Origin of the sequence: Pseudomonas sp. Sample_22 (assembly GCF_004307635.1) — a bacterium.
GTDB lineage: Bacteria > Pseudomonadota > Gammaproteobacteria > Pseudomonadales > Pseudomonadaceae > Aquipseudomonas.
In genome coordinates, this window is record NZ_RCNY01000031.1 from 198,152 (window position 1) to 222,871 (window position 24,720).

Annotated in this window: 18 protein-coding genes; 8 read left to right on the forward strand and 10 right to left on the reverse strand. The window is 58.8% G+C overall.

What is annotated here, in order from left to right; genetic code table 11:
* Window positions 1-165: 165 nt before the first annotated feature.
* Both gyrA and mtnA read right to left on the reverse strand, forming a co-directional pair.
* A complete protein-coding gene (gene gyrA / locus D8U73_RS07950) occupies window positions 166-2,820 on the reverse strand; it encodes a DNA gyrase subunit A (protein WP_056856458.1) in 2,655 nt (884 codons plus the stop codon).
* A gap of 425 nt (window positions 2,821-3,245) precedes the next feature.
* A complete protein-coding gene (mtnA, locus tag D8U73_RS07955) occupies window positions 3,246-4,322 on the reverse strand; it encodes an S-methyl-5-thioribose-1-phosphate isomerase (protein WP_056856459.1) in 1,077 nt (358 codons plus the stop codon).
* Between the two features lie 105 nt (window positions 4,323-4,427).
* Between mtnA and D8U73_RS07960 the strand changes: the two genes are divergently transcribed.
* The 5 genes from D8U73_RS07960 to D8U73_RS07980 all read left to right on the forward strand — a co-directional run bounded on the left by D8U73_RS07960 (window position 4,428) and on the right by D8U73_RS07980 (window position 9,415).
* Window positions 4,428-5,762, forward strand: a complete 1,335-nt coding sequence (locus D8U73_RS07960) for a TRZ/ATZ family hydrolase (protein WP_130904144.1) — start codon at window positions 4,428-4,430, stop codon at window positions 5,760-5,762.
* Between the two features lie 58 nt (window positions 5,763-5,820).
* Window positions 5,821-6,519, forward strand: coding sequence for a bifunctional 2-polyprenyl-6-hydroxyphenol methylase/3-demethylubiquinol 3-O-methyltransferase UbiG (gene ubiG, locus D8U73_RS07965; RefSeq protein WP_056856461.1), 699 nt, complete (start codon window positions 5,821-5,823; stop codon window positions 6,517-6,519).
* Window positions 6,520-6,523: 4 nt separating this feature from the next.
* The gene (mupP, locus tag D8U73_RS07970) at window positions 6,524-7,195 is read left to right on the forward strand and encodes an N-acetylmuramic acid 6-phosphate phosphatase MupP (RefSeq protein ID WP_056856462.1); all 672 of its coding nucleotides are present in this window, start codon (window positions 6,524-6,526) and stop codon (window positions 7,193-7,195) included.
* 188 nt (window positions 7,196-7,383) lie between these two features.
* On the forward strand, window positions 7,384-8,124 hold the full coding sequence (locus D8U73_RS07975) for a YciK family oxidoreductase (protein ID WP_056856463.1): 741 nt from the start codon (window positions 7,384-7,386) through the stop codon (window positions 8,122-8,124).
* 364 nt (window positions 8,125-8,488) lie between these two features.
* Window positions 8,489-9,415: a GGDEF domain-containing protein gene (locus D8U73_RS07980; protein ID WP_056856464.1), complete on the forward strand. Its 927-nt coding sequence runs from the start codon at window positions 8,489-8,491 to the stop codon at window positions 9,413-9,415.
* Window positions 9,416-9,489: 74 nt separating this feature from the next.
* On the opposite strand, the gene D8U73_RS07985 is transcribed toward D8U73_RS07980, so the two are convergent.
* Window positions 9,490-10,284 (reverse strand): iron-containing redox enzyme family protein, encoded by a 795-nt coding sequence (locus tag D8U73_RS07985; RefSeq protein ID WP_130904145.1) that lies wholly within the window; start codon window positions 10,282-10,284, stop codon window positions 9,490-9,492.
* A gap of 44 nt (window positions 10,285-10,328) precedes the next feature.
* Complete coding sequence (locus tag D8U73_RS07990; protein WP_130904146.1) at window positions 10,329-12,785, reverse strand: EAL domain-containing protein; 2,457 nt, start codon at window positions 12,783-12,785, stop codon at window positions 10,329-10,331.
* A 220-nt stretch (window positions 12,786-13,005) separates the two neighbouring features.
* On the opposite strand from D8U73_RS07990, the gene D8U73_RS07995 reads away from it, so the two are divergent.
* Window positions 13,006-17,139 (forward strand): hypothetical protein, encoded by a 4,134-nt coding sequence (locus D8U73_RS07995; protein WP_130904147.1) that lies wholly within the window; start codon window positions 13,006-13,008, stop codon window positions 17,137-17,139.
* A 1-nt stretch (window position 17,140) separates the two neighbouring features.
* Here D8U73_RS07995 and D8U73_RS08000 read toward each other — a convergent pair whose 3' ends face one another.
* The 5 genes from D8U73_RS08000 to D8U73_RS08020 all read right to left on the reverse strand — a co-directional run bounded on the left by D8U73_RS08000 (window position 17,141) and on the right by D8U73_RS08020 (window position 21,635).
* The gene (locus D8U73_RS08000; protein ID WP_056856468.1) at window positions 17,141-18,958 is read right to left on the reverse strand and encodes an ABC transporter ATP-binding protein; all 1,818 of its coding nucleotides are present in this window, start codon (window positions 18,956-18,958) and stop codon (window positions 17,141-17,143) included.
* The gene (locus D8U73_RS08005; protein ID WP_177336610.1) at window positions 18,951-19,553 is read right to left on the reverse strand and encodes a DsbA family protein; all 603 of its coding nucleotides are present in this window, start codon (window positions 19,551-19,553) and stop codon (window positions 18,951-18,953) included. Before D8U73_RS08005 ends, D8U73_RS08000 begins: the two co-directional genes overlap by 8 nt.
* 36 nt (window positions 19,554-19,589) lie before the next feature.
* Window positions 19,590-20,534 carry a rhodanese-related sulfurtransferase gene (locus D8U73_RS08010; RefSeq protein WP_056856470.1) on the reverse strand — a complete coding sequence of 315 codons (945 nt, stop codon included), beginning with the start codon at window positions 20,532-20,534 and terminating at the stop codon, window positions 19,590-19,592.
* A 267-nt stretch (window positions 20,535-20,801) separates the two neighbouring features.
* Complete coding sequence (locus D8U73_RS08015) at window positions 20,802-21,098, reverse strand: BolA family protein (protein ID WP_056856471.1); 297 nt, start codon at window positions 21,096-21,098, stop codon at window positions 20,802-20,804.
* 12 nt (window positions 21,099-21,110) lie between these two features.
* The gene (locus tag D8U73_RS08020; RefSeq protein ID WP_056856472.1) at window positions 21,111-21,635 is read right to left on the reverse strand and encodes a DUF2059 domain-containing protein; all 525 of its coding nucleotides are present in this window, start codon (window positions 21,633-21,635) and stop codon (window positions 21,111-21,113) included.
* A 192-nt stretch (window positions 21,636-21,827) separates the two neighbouring features.
* Between D8U73_RS08020 and D8U73_RS08025 the strand changes: the two genes are divergently transcribed.
* Complete coding sequence (locus D8U73_RS08025; protein ID WP_056856473.1) at window positions 21,828-23,222, forward strand: class II fumarate hydratase; 1,395 nt, start codon at window positions 21,828-21,830, stop codon at window positions 23,220-23,222.
* 130 nt (window positions 23,223-23,352) lie between these two features.
* Here D8U73_RS08025 and D8U73_RS08030 read toward each other — a convergent pair whose 3' ends face one another.
* A complete protein-coding gene (locus D8U73_RS08030; RefSeq protein WP_056856474.1) occupies window positions 23,353-24,312 on the reverse strand; it encodes a DMT family transporter in 960 nt (319 codons plus the stop codon).
* Window positions 24,313-24,518: 206 nt separating this feature from the next.
* Between D8U73_RS08030 and D8U73_RS08035 the strand changes: the two genes are divergently transcribed.
* On the forward strand, window positions 24,519-24,713 hold the full coding sequence (locus D8U73_RS08035; RefSeq protein WP_130904148.1) for a DUF6316 family protein: 195 nt from the start codon (window positions 24,519-24,521) through the stop codon (window positions 24,711-24,713).
* Window positions 24,714-24,720 lie beyond the last annotated feature (7 nt).

Here is a 24,720-nt window from a genome sequence, read left to right on the forward strand (position 1 = left end):
GACGCTCCGCGTCCCATGACGCAGAGCGTCATTGGATGCGCTCCCACGCGGAGCGTGGGAGCGATCATTACGCGGAGCGTGGGAACGATCATTCGCAGTGTTGCAGATTTTCATACCGGACAAACAACAAGGGGGCGAATTCTCATCCGCCCCCTGTTTACCCGCTTATTCCTGTGGTTCTTCGTCAGCGGCGGCGTCGAGCTGCTGGTCTTCGGCGACATCATTGATTACGACATCACCTTCGAACACTGCACCCTCTTCACCTTCCAGCTCTTCGCCCTCGACTTCCGAAGGCTCCTGAACCCGTTCCAGGCCGACCAGTGTTTCGTCATTGGCCAGTTTGATCAGGGTCACGCCCTGAGTGTTACGGCCCAGGCTGGAGACTTCGTCGACGCGAGTACGCACCAGCGTGCCCTGGTCGGAAATCAGCATGATTTCCTCGCCATCGAGCACCTGCACCGCGCCGACCAGACGGCCGTTACGCTCGTTGCTGACCATGGCGATTACGCCCTGACCGCCACGCTTGTACTCAGGGAACTCGGTGATCGCGGTGCGCTTGCCATAACCACGCGCCGAAGCGGTGAGGATCTGGCTGCCTTCTTCCGGGATCAGCATGGAAATCAGCTTCTGGCCTTCCGGCAGACGCATGCCGCGCACACCGCGAGCGGTACGGCCCATGGCGCGAACGTCGGATTCCTTGAAGCGCGTCACTTTGCCGCCGTCGGAGAACAGCATGACTTCGCGCTCGCCATCGGTGATGGCAGCGCTGATCAATACGTCGCCTTCATCCAGTTCCAGGGCGATCAGGCCGACGCTGCGCTGACGGCTGAAGGACTCCAGCGGCGTCTTCTTCACGGTGCCGTTGGCGGTGGCCATGAAGATGTAGTGGCCTTCGGTGTATTCCTCGACCGGCAGCATGGTGGTGATGTATTCACCGTCATCCAGCGGCAGCAGGTTGACCAGCGGACGACCGCGGGCGGCGCGGGACGCTTCTGGGATTTCGTAGGTTTTCAGCCAGTACACCTTGCCCTTGCTGGAGAACAGCAGCAGCGTGGTGTGACTGTTGGCAACCAGCAGGTGAGCGATGTAGTCCTCATCCTTGACGCCGGTCGCCGACTTGCCTTTACCGCCACGACGCTGGGCCTGGTACGCAGCCAATGGCTGGGTCTTGGCGTAGCCACCGTGGGAAATGGTCACGACGCGATCTTCTTCCGGGATCATGTCACCCAGGGTCAGGTCGAGACGCGCATCGAGAATCTCGGTGCGGCGCACGTCGCCGTATTCGGCACGGATCACTTCCAGCTCTTCGCGAATCACTTCCATCAGGCGCGTGGCGCTGTTGAGGATGCGGATCAGCTCGCCGATCTGGTTGAGGATCTCTTGGTACTCGGCCAGCAGCTTCTCGTGTTCCAGACCGGTCAGGCGGTGCAGACGCAGTTCCAGAATGGCTTGCGCCTGTTCTGGCGAGAGGAAGTACTTGCCTTCACGCAGGCCGTATTGCGGATCGAGGTTTTCCGGACGGCACGAATCGGCGCCGGCACGCTCGACCATCGCCACTACCGCCGAGGATTCCCAAGGGGTGCTGACCAGCGCTTCCTTGGCTTCCGACGGCGTTGGCGAAGCCTTGATCAGGGCGATGACCGGGTCGATGTTCGACAGGGCGACCGCTTGACCTTCGAGAATGTGACCACGTTCGCGCGCCTTGCGCAGTTCGAACACGGTACGGCGGGTCACCACTTCGCGACGGTGACGAACGAAAGCTTCCAGCAGGTCCTTGAGGTTGAGGATCCGCGGACGGCCGTCGATCAGCGCGACGATGTTGATACCGAACACCGCTTGCAGCTGGGTCTGGGCGTAGAGGTTGTTGAGGATGACCTCAGGCACTTCGCCGCGACGCAACTCGATCACGACGCGCATACCGTCCTTGTCGGACTCGTCGCGCAGTTCGGTGATGCCTTCAAGCTTCTTCTCTTTTACCAGCTCGGCGATCTTCTCGATCAGACGCGCCTTGTTCAGCTGGTAAGGGAGTTCGGTGATGACGATCTGCTGGCGGCCACCGACCTTGTCGATGTCTTCGATCATCGAACGGGCACGCATGTAAATGCGCCCGCGACCGGTGCGGTAGGCTTCGATGATGCCGGCGCGACCGTTGATGATCGCCGCGGTCGGGAAGTCCGGACCGGGGATGTATTGCATCAGCTCGTCGACGGTCAGCTCAGGGTTGTCGATGAGCGCCAGGCAACCGTCGATGACTTCACCGAGGTTGTGTGGCGGGATGTTGGTCGCCATGCCCACGGCGATACCGCTGGAGCCGTTGACCAACAGGTTGGGAATACGGGTCGGCATGACCGCCGGGATCATTTCGGTGCCGTCGTAGTTCGGCACCCAGTCCACGGTTTCCTTGTGCAGGTCAGCCAGCAGCTCGTGTGCCAGCTTGGTCATGCGCACTTCGGTGTATCGCATGGCCGCGGCGTTGTCGCCGTCCACCGAACCGAAGTTGCCCTGGCCGTCTACCAGCAGGTAGCGCAGGGAGAATGGCTGCGCCATCCGAACGATGGTGTCGTACACCGCGGTATCACCGTGCGGGTGATACTTACCGATCACGTCACCGACAACACGGGCAGATTTCTTGTACGGCTTGTTGAAGTCGTTGCCCAGCTCGCTCATCGCGAACAGCACACGCCGGTGCACGGGCTTCAAGCCATCGCGCGCATCCGGCAGTGCCCGCCCGACAATTACGCTCATCGCGTAGTCGAGGTAGGACTGCTTCAGCTCGTCTTCGATATTGACCGGGAGGATTTCTTTGGCCAGTTCGCCCATGAGAAGCCTGATTCCTTTTTCTGGTGAAACTTCGTCATATCCATATGGGACCAACGAAGCTCGCCGCTGCCGGCTGAGTGCCATGCACCGACTTACGACAAATCAACGAGTTATGCCACGGATCTGCGCAGTAAAGGTCACCCCGCGGGGCAACCCTGGAAACCGCCGGATGTTATCACAAGAGCCGCCACGCACCTATCCCCCAGATGCGCATGGAGAGTAGTTAGTTGACCGGTGACAGGCTTGAAGGGGACGAGAGAGGCTTAGAGCTTCTTTGTATGCAGATTTGAGGCCTGGCTTGCGGTTGTTTATTGACTTTTAAGGCCCCATCGCTGGCAAGCCAGCTCCCACAGGATTAATGGCGGGCGCAAACCCTGTGGGAGCTGGCTTGCCAGCGATGGCGACCTTTCAGGCACAACAATCCTTTAATGCAGACGCTTGCGGCACATCAGCTGCGCTATTTTCGCGGTATCCGGGCGTTCGACGATGCCTTTTTCAGTGACGATGGCGTCGATCAGATCCGCCGGGGTCACGTCGAACACCGGGTTGAACGCATCCACTCCCGCACCGAGGCGCTTGCCGCCGACTTCCAGCAATTCGCGACCGTCACGCTCTTCAAGCGGAATGTCATCACCACTGGCCAAATGCATGTCGATGGTCGAACTCGGCGCCACCACCATGAAGCGCACGCCGTGGTGCATGGCATTGACCGCCAGTTGATAAGTACCGATTTTGTTGGCCACGTCACCGTTGGCGGTGATCCGGTCGGCGCCGACGATGACCCAGGTAGGCCCCTTGGTCTTCATGATGTGGGCCGCGGCGGAATCGACATTCAGGGTTACGGGAATGCCCTCGTTGGCCAGCTCCCACGCGGTCAACCGCGAACCTTGCAGCCAGGGACGGGTTTCGTCGACATACACACGCTCGACCATGCCTTCGATGAACGCACCGCGAATCACCCCCAGCGCGGTGCCGAAGCCGCCGGTGGCCAGCGCGCCGGTATTGCAGTGGGTCAGGATCGCCTGGGCATTGCCCTGGTGTTTGCGGATCAGGTCCACGCCCAGTTGCGCCATGGTCAGGTTGGCTTCGCGATCACTTTCGTGAATGGCGATCGCCTCGGCTTCCAGCGCCACCAGCGGGTCGGCATTTTCTTTCAGGCGATCAAGCCGATCGTGCATGCGGCCCAGCGCCCAGAACAGGTTTACGCCAGTGGGACGGGCGTCGGAGAGCAGTGCGAAATCCTCTTCCAGCGCCGCATACCAGTCGCCGCCTTCGGCAATCCGGGTGCGGGCCGCCAGCACGATGCCATAGGCGGCGCTGATGCCGATCGCCGGCGCACCGCGCACCACTCTGGTACGAATGGCTTCGGCCACGCCGGCCGCGCTGGTATAGGCGATCCAGGTTTCCTCGAACGGCAAAACACGCTGATCAAGCAGATAGAGGGCGCCATCACGCCAATCGATGGCTTTCACCTTCTCCGCAGCCAACAGTCGATCGCGCATCCCACACCCCGCACTCATGAACACAAAAGCCGCCGATTATAGCGATCCCCCCGCGAAGACGCTCGGGTATACTTCGCCATCCTTTACAAAAGCACTGGACCTTCGATGCCGAACACTGCCGCTGCGCTCGACCTGTTGTTGCTGCCGACCTGGCTGGTACCCGTCGAACCTGCCGGCGTTGTCCTCAAGGATCATGCCCTGGGCATCCGCGACGGGCGCATCGTTTTTATCGGCCCACGCACAATTGCACTGAAGCTTGTTGCACGCGAAGTCCGCGAGTTGCCGGGCATGTTGCTCAGCCCGGGCCTGATCAACGCCCACGGGCACGCGGCAATGACTTTGTTCCGCGGTATGGCCGATGACTTGCCGTTGATGACCTGGCTGGAAAACCACATCTGGCCCGCCGAGGCCAAATGGGTCGATGAAGCATTCGTACGCGATGGCACCGATCTGGCTATCGCCGAACAGCTCAAAGGTGGCGTCACCTGCTTCTCTGACATGTACTTCTTCCCGAAGGTTGCCAGCGAGTGCGTCCACAACAGCGGTATTCGTGCGCAAATCGCGATTCCGATCCTCGACTTCCCGATCCCCGGCGCCAGCAGCGCGGACGAAGCCATTCGTCAGGGCATCGAACTGTTTGGCGATCTCAAGCATCACGATCGCATCAAAATCACCTTCGGACCCCATGCACCCTACACCGTGGGCGATGAAAACCTGGAAAAAATCCGCGTGATCGCCGAAGAGCTCGACGCGTCGATCCACATGCACGTGCATGAAACCGCCTTCGAAGTGCAGCAAGCGCTCGAACAGCGCGGCGAACGCCCCTTGGCCCGTCTCGCTCGCCTGGGCTTGCTGGGGCCGCGCTTCCAGGCCGTTCACATGACCCAGATCAGCGAAGAAGACCTGGCGCTGCTGGTAGAAAGCAACACCCATGTGATTCATTGCCCGGAGTCGAACCTGAAACTGGCCAGCGGTTTTTGCCCGGTGGAGCGTTTGTGGCAGGCCGGGGTCAATGTTGCCGTGGGCACCGACGGCGCCGCCAGCAATAATGACCTCGACCTGCTGGGCGAAACCCGCACCGCTGCGCTGCTGGCCAAGGCCGTCGCCGGTTCGGCCACCGCGCTGGACGCTCATCGCGCCCTGCGCATGGCCACGCTCAATGGCGCCCGCGCCCTGGGGATCGAAGCCGACACCGGCTCGCTGGAAGTCGGCAAAGCCGCGGACATCGTCGCGTTCGATCTCTCCGGCCTGGCCCAGCAACCGATCTATGACCCGGTTTCACAGCTTATATATGCCACCGGCCGGGACTGCGTGAAACATGTCTGGGTCGCCGGCAAGCAACTGCTCGACGACCGTCGCCTGACACGCCTGGATGAACAGCAACTGGTCACCACTGCCAAGGCCTGGGGCCAACGCATCAGCGGCCGTACCGAATCGTAAGCACCCCGGACTCAACCCCGAGGCAACAGGATTTTTCAAGTTTTAGAGGACTTAACCCATGAGCAACGTCGACTACGCCGAAATCGCCAAATTCGAAGCCCTGGCCCATCGCTGGTGGGACCGCGAAAGCGAATTCAAACCTCTGCACGACATCAACCCGTTGCGGGTCAACTGGATTGACGAACGCGTCAGCCTGGCCGGCAAGAAAGTCCTCGACGTCGGTTGCGGCGGCGGCATTCTCAGCGAAGCCATGGCTCAACGCGGCGCCACCGTGATGGGCATCGACATGGGCGAAGCGCCGCTGGCGGTCGCGCAGTTGCATCAACTGGAATCCGGCGTGAGCGTCGAATACCGGCAGATCACCGCCGAAGCCCTGGCCGAAGAAATGCCGGAACAGTTCGATGTGGTCACGTGCCTTGAAATGCTCGAGCACGTGCCGGACCCGTCTTCGGTGATCCGCGCCTGCTTCCGCATGGTCAAGCCGGGGGGCCAGGTGTTTTTCTCCACCATCAACCGCAACCCGAAGGCGTACCTGTTCGCCATCGTCGGCGCCGAATACATCATGAAGCTGCTGCCGCGCGGCACCCACGACTTCAAGAAATTCATTCGCCCATCCGAGCTGGGTGCCTGGAGCCGCATGGCCGGGCTGACCGTCAAGGACATCATCGGCCTGACGTACAACCCGCTGACCAAGCATTACAAACTGGCGTCCGACGTGGACGTCAATTACATGATCCAGACTCTGCGCGAGGAGTAAGCCGATGCGTATCAGAGCAGTTCTTTTCGACATGGACGGCACCCTGCTCGACACCGCGCCGGACTTCATTGCGATCTGCCAGGCGATGCGTGCCGACCGTGGCTTGCCACCGATCAACGATAAACACATCCGCGACGAGATCTCCGGCGGCGCCAAGGCGATGGTCGCGGTAACGTTCTCGATGGACCCGGAATCGCCGGGTTTCGAGGCGTTGCGTCTGGAGTTCCTGGAGCGCTACCTCGTCGGTTGTGCGGTGCACAGCAAACTGTTCGATGGCATGGGCGAACTGCTCGCGGACATCGAGAAGGCCAACCTGATCTGGGGCGTGGTCACCAACAAGCCGCTGCGCTTCGCCGAACCGATCATGCAACAACTGGGGCTGGCCGAACGCTCGGCCTTGCTGATCTGCCCGGACCATGTGAAGAACAGCAAACCGGACCCGGAACCGTTGATCCTGGCCTGCAAGATGCTCGATCTGGATCCGGCCAGCGTGCTGTTCGTGGGCGATGACCTGCGCGATATCGAATCGGGTCGCGATGCCGGGACCAAGACTGCGGCAGTGACGTTCGGCTATATCCACCCGGACGACAACCCGCGGCACTGGGGAGCGGATGTGGTGGTCGATCATCCACTGGAGTTGCGCAAAGTGCTTGATAGCGCTTTGTGTAGCTGCTGAGTAGAGATGCTTTTGTGGCGAGGGAGCTTGCTCCCGCTGGGCTGCGAAGCGGCCCTTTAATCTGCCACTGCAATCTATCAGGCACACTGAATTTGCAGGTTTACGACTGCTTCGCAGCCGAGCGAGAGCAAGCTCCCTCGCCACAGGTTCAGTGCCGGCCTTATTGTTGAATTGTCGTGAGGTTTTTTATGTTCGATTATTCCGCCCGCCCCGACTTGCTCAAGGATCGGGTCATTCTGGTCACCGGCGCTGGCCGTGGCATCGGCGCTGCCGCCGCTAAAACCTATGCGGCTCACGGCGCAACCGTGCTGTTGCTGGGCAAGACCGAAGCCAACCTGACTCAGGTCTACGACGAAATCGAAGCCGCAGGTCACCCGCAACCGGCGGTGATTCCGTTCAATCTGGAAACCGCCCTGCCCCATCAATACGATGAGCTGGCGGCGATGATTGAAACCGAATTCGGTCACCTCGACGGCCTGCTGCATAACGCATCGATCATTGGCCCGCGCACGCCGATTGAACAACTGTCAGGCGAAAACTTCATGCGGGTCATGCAAGTCAACGTCAACGCCATGTTCATGCTCACAAGCACTTTGTTGCCGCTGCTCAAGCTGTCCAAGGACGCCTCGGTGGTATTCACGTCCAGCAGCGTTGGACGCAAGGGCCGCGCTTACTGGGGCGCCTATGGCGTTTCCAAGTTTGCCACTGAAGGCTTGATGCAAACCCTGGCAGACGAAGTCGACACCGTGGCGCCCGTGCGCTCCAACAGCATCAACCCGGGCGCCACCCGCACGAGCATGCGCGCCCAGGCCTATCCGGGAGAAAATCCACTCAACAATCCGACGCCCGAGGAGATCATGCCGGTCTACCTGTATTTGATGGGTCCGGACAGCACAGGCATCAACGGGCAAGCTTTTAACGCCCAGTAATGCCGTACGTCGCTTTTGTGCCGCGGCGAATTTCCGTCGCGGCACCGAGGCCGAAGTGAAACTCCAGTCAAACTTATGTCAGCGTATGCACCATAACCGTTCTTAAATCTTCTAAACAATTGATTTATAAGAATTTATCAACACCCCCTGATTTGGCACGACTTTCGCTCTGCACTTGCTCACATACGCCGTGTGAACGCGAACCGGGCGGAGCTGCAGTCGACAGGCTCCAAATCTTCTACAAAGCCGATTAAACTTGTACGAAATGTCCTACGGGGCTGACGGACCAGTACTGACGCGCAGCCTAAAGCCGCTCTCACCCAGCTTGTAAGACACAGCCTTACTGCTCAAGGGCGCACGCCATATGAAATCACCTTCCCAGACCAACGCAATTGACTTCGATAGCGCCAAATTGCAGCGCCTGGGTTTTGGTCAGCAGCAACCCTCTCCAGAAAGACCTGCCAGCCTTGCGAAACTGCGCCAGCAGTTGAGCTTGCAACTGCAAACCAGTCTTGAACCCCAACGCATTCTCGGCCTGTTCTTTGTTGAAGTTCAGCGCCTGGTCCCGCTGGATGCCTTGAGCTACGAGCACAAGAGCAGCGACCTGCGCCTTGAGTTCGGTCAACGCGGCCACCACTCGATCAGCTACAGCCTCAGCCATGAGGGTGAACATCTGGGTGAATTGGTGTTTCGCCGCAACCAGCGCTTCAGCGAGCAGGAACAGGGCAACCTGGAATCGCTGTTGGCGACGTTGCTGTATCCGATGCGCAATACCCTGCTGTACCGCGCAGCCACTCAAAGCGCGTTACGCGACCCGTTGACCGGCACCGGCAACCGCATCGCGATGGATCAGACGTTGCAGCGGGAAATCGATCTGTCACGGCGCCATCTGCAACCGTTGTCGTTGTTGATGCTGGACATCGATCATTTCAAGCAGATCAACGATACCCATGGTCATAGTGCGGGTGATGACGTGCTCAAGGCAGTTGCTGCTTCGATCAAACATCAGTTGCGCAACGTCGACATGGTGTTTCGTTTCGGCGGCGAGGAGTTTTTGATTCTGCTGTCGAACACCAGCCGGGAAGCTGCTGCCCTGGTCGGTGAACGCCTGCGGTTTGCCGCTCAGAGCGAGGAATACATCGCCGATGGGCGCTCGATTCAACTGACTGTAAGCCTCGGTTGCTCGACCCTGCTGCCTGGCGAGTCTGCCGAAAGCCTGGTGCGACGGGCTGATAATGCGCTGTATGTGGCCAAGCGCGAGGGGCGTAATCGGTTGGCGATGGCAGGCTGAGCCGTTGCTCGCTACACAAAAGACTGTGGGAGCCAGCAAGCTGGCTCCCACAGTTCTACAGCGGCTTCTCGGGATCAGCTTTCGGCCAATTCCAGTCGCTCACGGGTTACCGGTGCCTTCTCTGCGTGCTCAAGCTGCATGCAGCGCTCCAGGAACAGGTACATGTAGTCGTAGCTCTTGCACACTGCCTGACGCAGCTCCACCTGCAGGGCTTTGCTCGGATTCATCCCCGCCAGGGTGCAAATGATTTCCAACGCTTCCCAAGGATGGGCATCGTCGTACTGGGCATGCATTTTCAGCCACTTCATCGCACGCTTGCGCTCTTCCTCAGGGAAAGAAGCGGCGTACACGCCGTTGGAGCAAACCACCGCCGACCACTCGCCGGTCGCACCTTCAATGGCATAGTTGGTGGCGGCAATGGCAACGATCAGCGAATCCGAAGAACTGGTGTGCCAGCACCAATGGCTGAGGGCGTGAAGTTCCGGGGCAACCTGTTGTGCCTGCAGATCTTCCAGGCTGACGCCGTGTGCACGGCTCCAGTTCACCCAATAATCGGCGTGGTTCAATTCGACCCGAATGTTGCGCATCAGCCAGCGACGCGCCATGTCTTCGCCCGGATGGCGGGCAAATCGGGTCTTGGTCAGGTTTTGGGCCATGTATAACGCGAACTGTTCGACCACCGGCCAACCACCGATCAGGTATTGGCGCATGGTCTTCGCACTGAGTTTGTTATCTCGCATGCGTTGATACAGTTCGTGTTCGACCACCCGGCGCTTGCTCTCGCTGCAGTCCTTGATCAGGCGCTGAGCCCATTCAGGGTAACTCGCAGCTTCCATGAGCGGTCCGGTTCGGTTGAATGTGTCGATCACTGTCGAGCTCCTTTTGATTGTGATTATTAGATCAGCGAGAGATTTCAACGGAACGTGCCAGGGGCCTTGAACAACAAAGGCTGAGGCCTGGCCGGACGACTCTGGAGACTATCGCAGGTAAACAACTGCGGGCGTTCAATGACATACCCTTGAGCATAATCTACACCAATCTCCAGCAAAGCCTGTTCGATCTGAGTCGTTTCGACAAACTCGGCAATTGTGCGCTTACCCATGACATGCCCGATGTGGTTGATCACCTCGACCATGGCGCGGTTAATCGGGTCGTCCAGCATGTCCTTTACGAAACTCCCGTCAATCTTCAGGAAGTCTACAGGCAAATGTTTCAGATACGCGAATGAGGACATACCGGCGCAAAAATCGTCGAGCGAAAACAGACAACCTAAGCCTTTGAGTTCATTGATGAATCTGATTGCACTGCCAAGATTTGAAATGGCGCTGGTTTCGGTGATTTCAAAACAAATCATTTCAGCGGGAATTGAATACGTCACGAACTGTTCGCGCAGGAAGTCGAGAAACGCCTCATCTCCGATGGTTGTGCCTGACAGATTGATCGCACACATGGCCAACGGCCCGCAATGCGGCTCGGCCCGGCATTGGGCAATGATCTTGAATACGTTCTGCACGACCCAGCGATCGATCGAACTCATCAGGCCGTAACGTTCCGCCGCCGGAATAAAGCTGTCGGGCAGAATCATGCGCCCGGCTTCATCATGCAGACGCAGCAGAATCTCTATGTGCCCGCCGCCCGAGTCGACGCCCAGGGGCGCGATTTCCTGTGCGTACAGACAGAAGCGGTCCTCTTCCAGCGCCATGTGCAGGCGCTGCACCCAGGCCATTTCACCGAAGCGCAGGGACAATTCCGAATCATCGGGGTGATAGACCTGAACCCGATTGCGGCCCTTCTCCTTGGCCATGTAGCACGCCATGTCGGCAGCGCGCAGCGAGGCTTCAAGCGTGGTCGGATTCTGCGAAACGTGCACCAGACCGATACTCACGGTGGTCACGAATGGCCGGCCCTTCCAGACGAAGTGCAAATTCTGCACGGTCTGGCGCAGCGACTCGGCGATTTTCTCCGCGGCCTCTGGCCCGCAGTTTTCCAGCAGGATGCCGAACTCGTCCCCCCCCAGCCGGGCCAGGGTATCGCCTTCACGCAAACCCGATTGCAGCAGCGCGCAGATATGCCGCAGCAACTCGTCACCCGCGGCGTGGCCGCAGGTATCGTTGACCAGTTTGAACTGGTCCAGATCGAGAAACATCAAGGCATGCCGCCCTGATTGGCGCGTCAGGTTATGCAGCGCCTGCTCCAGGCGATATTCGAATTCACGGCGATTGGCGAGGCCGGTCAAGGCGTCATGAGTCGCCTGCCAGGACAGATTGGCGATGTATTGCCGCTCCTGAGTCATGTCGTGCAACACCAGCACCGTGCCGCTGACCTTGCCGGCATTGCTGATCGGCGCCCCCACCAGCGTCACCGAAACCGTGCTGCCATCGAGGCGTTGAATCAGTTTTGAATGCTCGCTGCCACCGCTGAGTTGCCCACTGAGAATATGTTCGATCAAGGTAAAACCATCGGACTGGGCGTTTTCATCCAATAGATTGAACAACGCCGCGAGCGGCAATCCTGCGGCCTGCTCGGCCTTCCAGTGAGTCAACGCCTCGGCGGCCGGATTCATGTAGGCGATGGCGCCATCCACATCCGTGGTGATCACCCCGTCGCCAATCGATTGCAGGGTGATTTGCGCCCGGTCCTTTTCCAGCTGCAAGGCATCGGCAAATTCATGGCGCTGCTTGAGCAGTTTGTGAGTACGCATCAACGCCAGCACGATCAAGCCCAGGGCGGTGGCGAGGTTGGTCAGCAGCAACAAGCGAAGAATCATCCGCGAGCCTTCGCCCAGCGCGTCACTGAAGGCTTTCGCCGCCGGTGTCACTTCATCATTGATGGCAAAGATCTGCGCCTTCCAGCGCTGGATGTCCGCCGCCGAAGTCGGGTGGGCGGTGATGTGCTCGTGCATGTCACGTGCAACGTCGTCGAGCTTGACCAAATAGTCGTCACCCACCGTCCACAGGTCGATGGCTTTCTCCAGATAACTGAAATGACGGAAATTGAGGTACAGCCAGATCAGACTGGAGACGTCGTCCGGGTGGTTACCGCCCTTGAGAATGGCCAGCCGCGCTGCTTCGATATCGGGCGGTTGCTGATCCAGCGCCACGCGCAATTCATGCCCGCCCTGAGGAACGGAAATGGCCTGCTGATACTTGCGGAAAATGTCCTGATCGCCGTTGTCGGCATAGAGATTGAGGTAATAGATGGCGTCTTTCTGGCCCTTGGACCAAAGGCTTTCGCCGGCAACATAGCCGCGAACCGCCGACAGCACGTACAGGCTAACGCCGCCCAACAAGGCTTGGAACAGCACAACGGCGATAAAAGGCCAGACGATGCCCAACAGCCGTGGCGATCCGAGTGTCCGCGTTTGATTCATGTGTTCCCTTGTAATAGCACTGCTTGACCGTCATCCGGACGAATTCGCTGTAGCTAGACTAGGGTGAGTTCAAGGTTCCGGCAAGCGGAGGATCAGCCTCGGTCACTCTAAACACTGCCATAAATATGTACAGCCACAGCAGATTTCGAGATCGATTTACTGGGCACTCGAGAATTCCCCTACGTGTTGTTGCGGGAATTGATTTCACGAGGAGTGCCACATGACATCGACACCTTTAGCTAAACCCGACACACCGGCTGCCAAAGAAGTTCGTGCCAGACAAGAGTTGGGACTGGATGACGGTCCGGATATCGATTATTTCATTGCCCGCCCTACAGCTCAGGATCAACAACGCTTCAAGACCTTGCAACGCAACGCCCCCACGCTTGCACAGTCTCTGACCATCAACCAGTACAAGACAAAACTCATCAATGCTCAAATCGTCGATACCGTTAAAACCTTTATCAGCAGTGAATCGTCGCTGATCCGTCATTTGGGCGGCGATGTACTGCGTCTGGCCTCCGAAGAGCAATTGCGTACAACGCCCTCGGTAATTCTCCAGGAAATCTTGAGCGCGCCCCGAACACAGGAACTTGCAGACCAACTGCTGAAAAAGCTCAAGTGGTATGGCGCGCACCCCGGCGAACAGACGTCGACGTCCGTACGCAATCAACTGATTTGCAAAGCCATATGCCTCTATTTTCAGGAGTCGTCGGCTGACGACTCGCAAGTACTCGCCGGCTTCCGCTGGCAAGATCCGGCACGTTGGGGCAAAAGCTACCAGAGCGTGCGCAGCGAATTCGAACAGCACTTGCTGCACACCCGGCGGCTCACCAATATCAAGGATGCGATATTACTGGCGCGCGTGTACGAGACCCGCCTCTCGAAGGACTTCGCTGTGCGCGACATCCCGCCCGATCTTCCCTACAAAAGTTCGGTGGTGTGGGTGAACTTCATGCACGGCGTGCTGCTGGCAGATGAACTCGGCCTGAATCGATCGCAAACCCTGTCCTTTCAACAGCTCGTCGACCTGCCCCTGTCCCGGAGCGCCGACGCCTCGTCCGAACAACTTGAGCAGATTACCCGACTGAGGATGGGACCGGCACTGGAATGGGCGATCTGCTGTGGCATCGTTCAATCGCGCGCAAACTCGGATTACGACGAGAACGATATGACGCGGGCGACGGCCGCCCTGGAAAGCCACAGCGAGAGCCTGAACAAAGCTGTCATGACCCTCGATTTGCCACCCCCTGAAAGGCTGAAAATGGCCAAGCAGGCGAAAGATGATGTGTTTGGCGAAGCAATGTTCGAATCGGACGGGCGCAAGTTGTTGCGCGATGATCCACCAAGCAGCCTGGGCTCCAAGGATATGCCCTCGTTGAACCTGCCAGGCGATGCATTCCTCGATGTCTATGCCGATGGTCAGCTCGATGACGGCAGAAAATTTTTTGTCACCCAATCCGATGGCAAGACACGAACCAGTCTCTGGATCAAAATCGACGACATGCGAACCGTGCATCATGAGCCGTTTCGCAAAGACCACAGGGGCATCGAAAGGCCTGTGCTAACCCGATACGGGGGCAAGACGCTGCCTGATATCAACCAGCAGTTTGCAACGGACTTTGCACACTACCTCTCGAAAATCAGGACGGCCTATCAGACTCTGATCGCCAGTCTGCTGACCTCGCTGCCACTGGCCGACCGCCAGGCCCTCGTAGAAGGTGACGTCCGCCTGCTGAGCCTGCACCTGGAGCAGGCACGCATCGAAGCAAGCGGCGATATCCGGCCACGAAAAGGTTTCGTTCTACAGGTGACCCACAATCATGAAATCACCTATTACGAACTGATACCCAGCGCCGGCATGATTCGTCGCAGAGACCACTTGAGGTTTTCAACCGTCGAAGGCGTCCGCACCACGTACCCCTTGCACGCCTCAATTCCTGGACAAACATACTCTGCTGAAATCAGCACCTCGCTGCTTCTTGACTGGTCTGCGCACTTGAACGGCACCAGGCCCGCTGACAAGGCGTATTGCATAGCGATCCTCGGCGTGGTCGGTGACGTGCCTGCCACCGCCAATACCGAAGGAACGGCACAGGTCATCACCCGTTTGAATGCAGTGGCCCAATACATTGCAACAAACTTTCTGTACGTCGATGAAAGCCAATTACGTGCCCAGGCACGTGGCATGACAACATTCGACACTATCAGGGCCAGGAACGAACAACGGCGCAATACTTTCGTAGAGATTGCCAAAGCGTTCGTACCCTTCTGGGGCAGTATTGACGATCTTCTGTCAGGCCAGATACTCACAGGCGTGATCGGACTCGCCATGGACCTGGCTTCTTTCGTCAGTCCCATCGGAAAATTCATGGCGGGGTCGGTGCGTTTGATCAGGGCCGCGACCACAGCCTCGCGCATGGCCGTCAAAGCAAGTCTGCCTTCCTTTTCGACCTTGACCCGAAAACTGCTGGTCGCGTCGCTGCGCAACCTGAACCCGTTGGACGGGGTTCCGTCATTGCTCAAGGCAATCGGCAGCGGTACGTGGAAAGGGCTGTATACGGCGGGCCGCTTTGGTGTCAGTGGACTGAGAAAACTGGCAGGAAACACCGACAGCTACCGACTGGTTCACAACCTGCCCCAAGCAACCGACCCCGGGCGCTGGAAACCTCTGACATCGAGTGATCGACTGGCAACGATCGACGGTGTCGATGATGTACTCGTGCGCAACACCAGCCCGTCGGACCTGACCCGATTCCACCCGGTCGACCCGGTAACGTCATTGCCCTATGGTCCCCGCCTGCACAATCACAGCGACAACCTCATACATGGCCGGTCAACCTTCAAAACGTTAGCCCCCACCGATACGCACACCCTGGTAGAACTTCCGGAGCAAGCCCGTATCCGTGAAGTACTCGAAGTCGATGGTCGTACCACTCTGTTCGTGGATGACATCCCCTATCGACTGGACAACGACCAACTGCGTCGTGCCGACTTGATCGATGACCAGGCGATGTTCAAATCCTTGCCTTGCCGGGTACGCCGCCATCCGGGTGCCGATGTCTGCAAGACCACATTCGTCACCGTCGATCCGGCACCGACGCCGGCCATTGGCAGTTTCGACGAGACTAAAGGCTGGGCGCCGTGGTTCGGAGACAGTATCTATACGCCGGCCACTGCGGATCGGGCGATGTTGCTTAAAACCCTGAAGTCTAAAAGATCGCTCCCGGCTACGGTGGAGTTCCAGAAAGGGATCTATGGCAGGATCAAGGTAGACATCCCCTACGGCAAACAGGGTCAGTTCGACACCTTCGAAGCCGGTGCCATCATCATCCCGGCGATAGACGAATCCAAGCGCTACGTGTTTACCCGCCTGGATGCCGGACACTTTTATGTCGCCGAACTGGCACAAGGTCAAAACCTGACGGACAAACTGAATCTCAGGAAAGCTTCGAGATTGCCGGAAGATCTCAATCAAGAACTGCTCACGGTCTACACCGGTTCATTGAATGCCAACAATGTGGCAAGGATTCACGGCACGCCGGCAGTGGAGCGAGCGTTGCAAACCATGGAAGAGATTGCCATTCCGATTGGCGGCCACGTGAACCCGCCGGACACGCTCAAGCTGCTCAAAGTCGATACCAGTCCAGGCGAAGCGGTGCTGTTCGATCACTCGACCCGAATGATTGTCACGCAGTTGCCCAAAGGGGCAACCAGTTGGTCGCGAAGCAAGGTCGCATCAGAAGATTTCCGGAAAAGAACCGTGGAAATCTTCGATACATTGTTCCTTGAGCCGAGCACCGTGCTGAACAATGCCGACAGCGCATTGAATATCAAGAAAACGATGATGAAGCTGCACAAGCTTATCCCTTACAACCAGCGTTCATTCAATCCCAGAAACATCGCCTACGCGGAAGTCGTCACTGCCACTGGGAAGCGCGAGGTTTATGTCAGTGTTTCGGGGGCGCAGGGGGCGACCGGGCACCTGCCTTTGTTCAAACAGAATCTTGGCGCAGATCAGATCAGGGTCGGTGAAACGACTTACTTCAATGTCGATATGAATCAGGAATTTCCCAACACATCACTGCTCGTGTCGAATGAAGGAAAACTGCTCGCTGTGCCGGCAACCATAAAGGAAATTGATAACTATCACCCGGCACTGACGCGCAGGCCCACATCACTGGACAGTGAAAGCAAGTTGATCAGCGCCATTCGCGAAAAATACCCCGATGCCGGATCGATCGAAACCGTGAACGTCGCTACCACCATGCCACCTTGCGAATCGTGTTCGGTGGTGGTCAAGGAGTTCGGTTTCGACGGCGGTGAAAATGCTTTGAACGTCCTGTGGAACTGATCTAGTGCTGCTGCAAATGCCCATACAACTTGGCATACAAGCCGCCGTCGGCAATCAACTGCTGGTGATCGCCATCCTCGGCAATCTGCCCACCGTCGAACACCAGCACACGGTCTGCCTGTTTTACCGCCGATAGCCGGTGGGCAATGATCAGCGTGGTGCGGTTGCTGAGGAACCGCGCCAATGCCTGGTGCAGGTTGTATTCGGTGGCGGCGTCCAGCGCTGAGGTGGCTTCGTCCAGAATGACCACTTTCGGTTCAGCCAGGACCATCCGCGCGATGGCCAGGCGCTGGCGCTGACCGCCGGACAAACGCACGCCGGACCGCCCGACGATGCTGTCCAGGCCGTTGGGCAGTTCATGGATGGTGGCGTGCAATTGGGCGATTTCCAAGGCCTGCCAGCAGGCCTCGTCGCTGCGTTCGCGGCCCATGGTCAGGTTGGCGCGCACCGTGTCATTGAACAACGCCGGATGCTGCAGGACCACCGCGACGTTTTCCCGCACCGTTTCCAGGCCGATTTCCTGCTGGGTCGAGCCGCCGAAGCGAATGGTCCCGGCCAGCGGCGTGTACAGGCCCAGCAACAACTGCACCAGCGTGCTCTTGCCGCCACCGCTGGCACCGACGATGGCCACTTTTTCACCGGGGGCGATAGACAGGTTCATCTGGTTCAACACCAGCTCGTCGCCATAACCGAAACTCAAGCCCTGGACCTCGATACCGACAGTTTCGCGTCCGGTGAACGGGTCGACGCCCTTGGGGTATTGCGGCTCATCGGCGCGCGACAGCAGCTCGTTGATGCGCGACAGCGCACCGCCCGCCGCGTAGAAGGCGTATTGCAGGTTCAGCAGTTGTTCGACCGGACCGATCATGAACCACAAGTAGCTGAACACCGCGAGCATCTGGCCGATCGACAGGTCGGAAAACAGCACCGTGAGCATGGCGGCGGCGCGAAAGATATCGATGCCGAACTGGAACAACAGACCGCTGGCCCGGTTCGAGGCGTCGGTTTTCCATTGGGAATTGACCGCGTAATCGCGAACTTCCCTGGCCCGCAGCCCCAATCGACCGAGGAAGAAGCCCTGACGGTTGCCGGCGCGCACTTCCTGGATGGCATCCAGGGTTTCGGTCAGCGCCTGGGTGAATCGCGAGGTGCTGTCGTTCTCGAGTTTCTTCAGGTGTTTGACCCGTTTGCCCAACTGCACCGTGGCGTAGATCACCAACGGGTTGAACAGCAAAATCAACAGCGCCAGTTTCCAATGCATCCACATCAGAATCCCGGCGGTGCCGACCAGGGTCAGCATGGCCACGAGGAAGCGGCTGAGGGTTTCGCCGACAAACTTGTCCACCGTGTCCAGGTCGGTGACCAGATGAGTGGTGACGGTGCCACTGCCCAGGCTTTCGTATTCACCCAGTGAAATACGCTTGAGGCGTTCGATCAGGCGGATGCGAATGCGGTAGACGATGTCTTTGGCCAGGGCAGCGAACAACCGCGCCTGAAGCACGTTGAACAGCAACGCCGCGCAACGCAGGGCCAGAGTCACCACCAGCATCAGGCCAATGTAACCGGCGGCTTTTTGCCAAACCTCAGGCAGCGCGAGGTTCATGATTTTCAGCGCGGCGTCACCATGACCCAACAGCACTTCATCGACCAGCAACGGCAGCAGCAACGGGATCGGCACACTGCACAGCGTCGCCAGTACGGCAACGCCGTTGGCGATCCAGAGCGATTTTTTGTGATGAAGCGCCAGACGACGGATTTCCGCCCAGCTCAAGCGGTCGACACGTTTAGCGGTTACGGCTTCGTCGGGCAGGTCATGCACAGGCAGCGCGCTCCAGCCAGCGGCCGAGCAGCGGGGACAAAACGCTCAAAGGCTGATAGCCATTGGTCAGCAACGCCAATTGCCCGTTTCGCTCAGCCAGCAACGTGGGGAAACCGGCGATGCCCAGGTCCTGGACCCAGGTGAAGTCGGCAGCCGTCGCGGCATGCGTATCGGCACGGTCGAATGCTGCTGCGAATTCGATGCGCGGCAGACCGGCCTGTTCTGCCAGCTCCACCAGGACACTGGCGCGCGTGACATCGCGACCTTCAGCGTAAAAGGCATGTTGAATCAGGCCGAGCAGTTTCCAGGCACAATCTGGCGCCAGGTTGCGAGCCGTCACCAGCGCACGGCAGGCAGGTTCGGTGTCGTAGACAAAACCGTCAGGCAACGCGCCCTCACGCTTGAACGGCTGGCCGGTAGCCTCGGTGACCGCCTGCCAGTGCTCAAGGATATAGCGCCGGGTGGTCGGTTCCAGCGCGGCGCCACTGCCGGTGCGCAAACCGCCCACTACCAGATGCACCTCCACTCCGGCGGCCGCCGCCTGCTCTACCAATGCGTTTGCAACCGGAGCAAAGCCCCAGCACCAGGAGCACATCGGGTCCATCACATAGAGCAGGCGCGCAGACATGGTTCAGGCCTCGGAAGATGATGCTTGCTTGTAGTTGTAGCCGATCGGGTGAGGCATGTTGCGGGCCTTGGCCAGTTCGATCTGCTTTTGCCGATCGATGGCGCTGCGCCGGGTTTTCTCGCTCAGTTTGTCCCAGCAATGCGGGCAGCTGATACCGGCTACGTAGTGCTCGGAGGCGCGATCCTCGATGCTTACCGGCGTGCGACAGGCATGACATTGATCGTAATCACCTTCGCTCAGGTCATGGCGAACGGTCACGCGGTTATCGAACACAAAGCAGTCACCCTGCCACTTGGTTTCTTCCTGTGGCACCTCTTCGAGGTACTTCAGGATGCCACCCTTGAGGTGATAGACCTCATCGAAGCCTTCGCTGAGCATGTAGCTCGAAGCCTTTTCGCAGCGAATGCCGCCGGTACAGAACATGGCGACCTTCTTGTGCACGGCCGGGTCGAAGTTGGCTTTGATGTAGTCGGGGAATTCGCGAAAACTGGTGGTTTTCGGATCGATGGCGCCTTCGAAGGTTCCGATCGAGACTTCGTAATCGTTGCGCGTGTCGATGAGCAGCACTTCGGGATCGCTGATCAGTGCGTTCCAGTCCTGCGGATCAACGTAGGTGCCGACCTTTTTGTTCGGGTCCACGCCTTCGACGCCGAGGGTGACGATTTCTTTCTTGAGTTTGACTTTGGTGCGGTAGAACGGCTGTTCGTCGCAGTACGACTCTTTGTGGTCGATGTCGTCCATGCGCGGGTCGTTCTTGAGCCAGGCCATCAGCCCGTCGATGCCTTCGCGGCTACCGGACACGGTACCGTTGATGCCTTCTTCGGCGATCAGCAGAGTGCCTTTGATGCCGTTGTCGACCATTGCCTTGAGCAGTGGCTCGCGCAGGTCGACGTAATCTTCCAGGGTGACGAACTTATACAGTGCCGCCACGACAATCTGTTGTGTCATGGATGAATCTCCAGGTGGCTACCCTCGTAAGGGGTGAACCGGATGCGAAAAAAAACGCGCCGGGTGAGCGGCGCGTTGGGCATTCTAACAAAAAACCGTGCTGTTTAGGACGACGATGTGGCGAGGGAGCTTGCTCCTGCTCGGCTGCGAAGCAGTCGTAATGCTGGCGACTGCACTCTTTCAGACAAAACGCCGTTGCAGGTTCCGGGACTGCTTCGCAGTCCAGCGGGAGCAAGCTCCCTCGCCACAGTTCTTCAGCCCATCACATCAATGGCTGCCGCCAGCACAGGTCGGCGAGGCCGGCGCCGCGTCGATCTGTGCCCATTCTTCAGGCGTGTAGGTATGCAGCGCCAACGCATGAAACTCGCCCATCAGCTCGCCGAGCGTGCCGTAGACTTTCTGGTGGCGCTTGACCCGGTTCAGCCCTTCGAATTGCTGGCTGACAACTACAGCCTTGAAGTGCGTCTGTAACCCGCGACTGTGCATGTGGCTTTCATCGAGCACCTGCAGATGCTGGGGCTGAAGCAGTCCCAGCGTCGATTCGATGCGTTGTTGCATGGTCATACAGAACTCCGCTTAAGGCTTGGCCTTGGCTGGCGCAGCGGCGCCTTTGGGCTCCAGCTCGGCAGTCATGTCGGCCAGCAGTTTGTTGACGACAGGTACCGCGCTTTCCAGCTTGGCCTGGGTCATCTGGGCCGATTGCTGGGTCAGTTGCGGCATTTTTTCCAGGACTTTCTTGCCCAATGGCGATTTGTAGAAGGCCACCAGGTCCTTGAGTTCCGACTCAGTGAAGTTGGTGGTGTAGAGCTTGACCATGTCCGGCTTCAGCTTGTTCCAGCCAATGGCCTGGTCCAGGGCGGCGTTGGCCTTGGCCTGGTAGGTTTCCAGTACCGCTTTTTTCGAGTCCGGGGCTTTGGTTTGCTGGAAGCGTTGAGCAAACATTTGCTGCACTTGCATGTACACCGGAGTGCCCAATTTGTCAGCATGCGCCAGGGTCAGGAAGGCCTCGGCACTGGCGTTGTGGCTGGCGGTGTCGGCAAAAACCTGGCCGCTGGCACAAACCAATGCAACCGCGGTACAGATGGCACGAAGACGAGTCATCGAGTTTCCTTTTCTAGCAGGCGAGGTAAAACCCCAAGGACGTCCATTCTGCGCCTAAAAAACGCTGTCACTCAACCCCAAGCCTTGTCGCGCCTGATTTAGAGGGGTTCAATGGTTGCAAGCGAGACAGATGGAACCCCGGCCGGCGATCACGGCCTAAACTGCGCAATCAGACTTACAGGAGTGTGACCGATGAGCCGTATCGAAACCGACAGCCTTGGACAGGTTGAAGTCCCGGAGGAGGCCTACTGGGGCGCACAGACACAACGCTCGCTGGTCAACTTTGCCATTGGCAACGAACAGATGCCGCTGGCCGTGCTGCACGGTCTGGCGCTGATCAAGAAAGCGGCGGCACGGGTCAACGACCGCAACGGCGACCTGCCCGCCGACATCGCCCGGCTGATCGAACAAGCGGCGGATGAGGTACTCGCCGGCCAGCATGACGATCAGTTTCCGCTGGTGGTGTGGCAAACCGGCAGCGGCACCCAGAGCAACATGAACGTCAATGAGGTGATTGCGGGCCGGGCCAACGAACTGGCGGGCAATCCACGCGGCGGCAAATCGCCGGTGCACCCCAACGATCACGTCAACCGCTCCCAGAGTTCCAACGACTGCTTCCCCACCGCCATGCACATCGCCACCGTGCAGGCAGTGCAGCACCATTTGCTGCCGGCGATCAGCGAACTGTCGGGCGGGCTGGCCGAACTGTCAGCGCGTCACATGAAGCTGGTGAAAACCGGTCGCACGCACATGATGGATGCCACACCCATCACCTTCGGCCAGGAAGTTTCGGCTTTTATAGCGCAACTCGATTACGCCGAGCGGGCCATTCGCAGCGCGCTGCCAGCGGTTTGTGAACTGGCCCAGGGCGGTACGGCGGTCGGTACCGGGCTGAACTCACCGCACGGTTTCGGTGAAGCCATCGCTGCTGAGCTGGCGGCGCTTTCCGGCCTGCCGTTCGTTACCGCACCGAACAAATTTGCCGCCCTGGCCGGGCACGAGCCGCTGACGACCCTGTCCGGGGCACTGAAAACCCTCGCCGTGACGCTGATGAAGATCGCCAACGACTTGCGCCTGCTCGGTTCCGGACCGCGTGCCGGTTTTGCCGAAGTGAAGCTACCGGCCAACGAGCCGGGCAGCTCGATCATGCCCGGCAAGGTCAACCCGACCCAGTGCGAAGCGCTGTCGATGCTGGCCTGTCAGGTGTTGGGCAACGACGTTGCCATCGGATTTGCCGCGAGTCAGGGTCACTTGCAATTGAACGTGTTCAAACCGGTGATCATTCACAACCTGCTGCAATCGATCCGCTTGCTCGGCGATGGCTGCAGCAACTTCCAGCAGCATTGCATAGCAGGCCTTGAGCCGGATGCCGAGAAAATGGCAGAACACCTTGAGCAAGGCTTGATGCTGGTGACGGCGCTGAACCCGCACATCGGTTATGACAAATCGGCGGAGATTGCCAAGAAGGCTTACGCCGAAGGGTTGACCTTGCGCGAGGCGGCACTGGAATTGGGGTATCTGACCGATGAAGAGTTTGATGCGTGGGTAAGGCCGGAGAATATGCTGGAGGCCGGGGCCAAGGGCTGAGATTGGTAGCGCCTGCAAGTCCGTCATCGCGGGCAAGCCTGCTCCCACAGGGTTTTGTGTCGTTCACTGATATTGTGATCGCCTTGATCCTGTGGGAGCGTGGCTTGCCCGCGATGAACGATAACGCGGTCTAACCGGCCGCCATCCGCATTTTCCGCGCCTTCAGCCCGGCAATCAACGAAGGCCCTAACGCCACCAACGCCGAGCCCAACACCACCAGCACTGCCCCGCCATACCCCAGACCATTGATGGTCTCGGCATGCACATAGTCCGGCCACCACCAGGCGGCCAGGGCAACCGCCGCAAACGTCACCAACGGTGTAATCGCCAGCGTGGCACTGACCCGCGATGCTTCCCAATGCGCCAGTGCTTCGGCAAACGCGCCGTAGGCAATCAGGGTGTTCATGCAGCATGCCAGCAGCAACCAGCCTTGCAACGGGCTCAATTGCAGTGCTTCGAGTGGATGCACCCACGGCGTCAGCAACAGCCCGCAGAACAGATAGATCACCATCATCACCTGCAGCGAGTTCCACACCGTCAGCAACTGCTTCTGCCCCAAGGCATAAAAGGTCCAGACCGTGGACGCCAGCAGCACCAGCAACACACCGGCGGTGTAATCGCTCAGCGACGTGAGCAACTCAGAGAGACGCTGATTGAAAAACAGCACGAAGCCAATCAGCAGCACGAGCAAGCCAATGCCCTGCCCCAGGCTGAAACGCTCCTTGAAGACAAACAGGCTGGCGATCAACAGCATGATCGGCCCCATCTGCACCACCAGTTGCGCGGTGCCGGGGCTGAGCAGGTTGAGCCCCATCAGATACAGCACGTAGTTGCCCACCAGCCCCAGTACCGCCATCAACACCAGCCAGCCGCCGCGTGGCCCGAGCACTTTCCGGCTCGGCAGGCGTTTGGTCGCCGCCAGATACAGGAACAGGCAGCTGCCGGACACCATCAAGCGAAACCAGGTGACCGTCACCGGGTCCATCACCAGCAAGACCTGCTTGAGTTTGATGGGAAGGATTCCCCACAGCAACGCAGTCAGCAGGGCCAGAAACAAACCGTAGACCCAGCGACCCGATGAAATGTGCATGCAAACCCCGAAACCCGATGACAAGTAACCGGCATTCTAGGCGCACCGGCGCGCAGTACACAGGCACAGTTGGCGTCTGGCCGCGAATGAAACTGTGCAGGTCGCAACGTTTGATTGACGAACTGCCGCTGATCGGATCGACAGGCGCCGCAAGTAGTTCTTGCATAAGCTGATTGGATCCACAGGACACTTTCAGGAGATTCGCCATGTATGGCATGCGCGCCCAGGACAACGATCCCCGCCTGCACTTTCGCAGTGATCGGTTATGTCGAGTGAATGGGGAGTTGTATTTCAGCACCCGGGAAAACACCCTCGAGGGGCCATTTGCCAATGTCGAGGCGGCTGCGCGGGAGATTCATGCTTATATAGAGCGGATGAAAAATATGGCGACGAATGGATAAACCGAGT

What these genes read in the sequence shown, in the direction of transcription:
- D8U73_RS07960 (WP_130904144.1), top strand. Translation starts at nt 4,428, where the DNA reads ATGCCGAACACTGCCGCTGCGCTCGACCTGTTGTTGCTGCCGACCTGG.
- D8U73_RS07980 (WP_056856464.1), top strand. Translation starts at nt 8,489, where the DNA reads ATGAAATCACCTTCCCAGACCAACGCAATTGACTTCGATAGCGCCAAA.
- D8U73_RS08010 (WP_056856470.1), bottom strand. Translation starts at nt 20,534, where the DNA reads ATGACACAACAGATTGTCGTGGCGGCACTGTATAAGTTCGTCACCCTG.
- gyrA (WP_056856458.1), bottom strand. Translation starts at nt 2,820, where the DNA reads ATGGGCGAACTGGCCAAAGAAATCCTCCCGGTCAATATCGAAGACGAG.
- D8U73_RS08020 (WP_056856472.1), bottom strand. Translation starts at nt 21,635, where the DNA reads ATGACTCGTCTTCGTGCCATCTGTACCGCGGTTGCATTGGTTTGTGCC.
- D8U73_RS08030 (WP_056856474.1), bottom strand. Translation starts at nt 24,312, where the DNA reads ATGCACATTTCATCGGGTCGCTGGGTCTACGGTTTGTTTCTGGCCCTG.
- ubiG (WP_056856461.1), top strand. Translation starts at nt 5,821, where the DNA reads ATGAGCAACGTCGACTACGCCGAAATCGCCAAATTCGAAGCCCTGGCC.
- D8U73_RS08015 (WP_056856471.1), bottom strand. Translation starts at nt 21,098, where the DNA reads ATGACCATGCAACAACGCATCGAATCGACGCTGGGACTGCTTCAGCCC.
- mupP (WP_056856462.1), top strand. Translation starts at nt 6,524, where the DNA reads ATGCGTATCAGAGCAGTTCTTTTCGACATGGACGGCACCCTGCTCGAC.
- D8U73_RS07990 (WP_130904146.1), bottom strand. Translation starts at nt 12,785, where the DNA reads ATGAATCAAACGCGGACACTCGGATCGCCACGGCTGTTGGGCATCGTC.
- D8U73_RS07995 (WP_130904147.1), top strand. Translation starts at nt 13,006, where the DNA reads ATGACATCGACACCTTTAGCTAAACCCGACACACCGGCTGCCAAAGAA.
- mtnA (WP_056856459.1), bottom strand. Translation starts at nt 4,322, where the DNA reads ATGCGCGATCGACTGTTGGCTGCGGAGAAGGTGAAAGCCATCGATTGG.
- D8U73_RS08025 (WP_056856473.1), top strand. Translation starts at nt 21,828, where the DNA reads ATGAGCCGTATCGAAACCGACAGCCTTGGACAGGTTGAAGTCCCGGAG.
- D8U73_RS08005 (WP_177336610.1), bottom strand. Translation starts at nt 19,553, where the DNA reads ATGTGCTCCTGGTGCTGGGGCTTTGCTCCGGTTGCAAACGCATTGGTA.
- D8U73_RS07975 (WP_056856463.1), top strand. Translation starts at nt 7,384, where the DNA reads ATGTTCGATTATTCCGCCCGCCCCGACTTGCTCAAGGATCGGGTCATT.
- D8U73_RS08035 (WP_130904148.1), top strand. Translation starts at nt 24,519, where the DNA reads ATGTATGGCATGCGCGCCCAGGACAACGATCCCCGCCTGCACTTTCGC.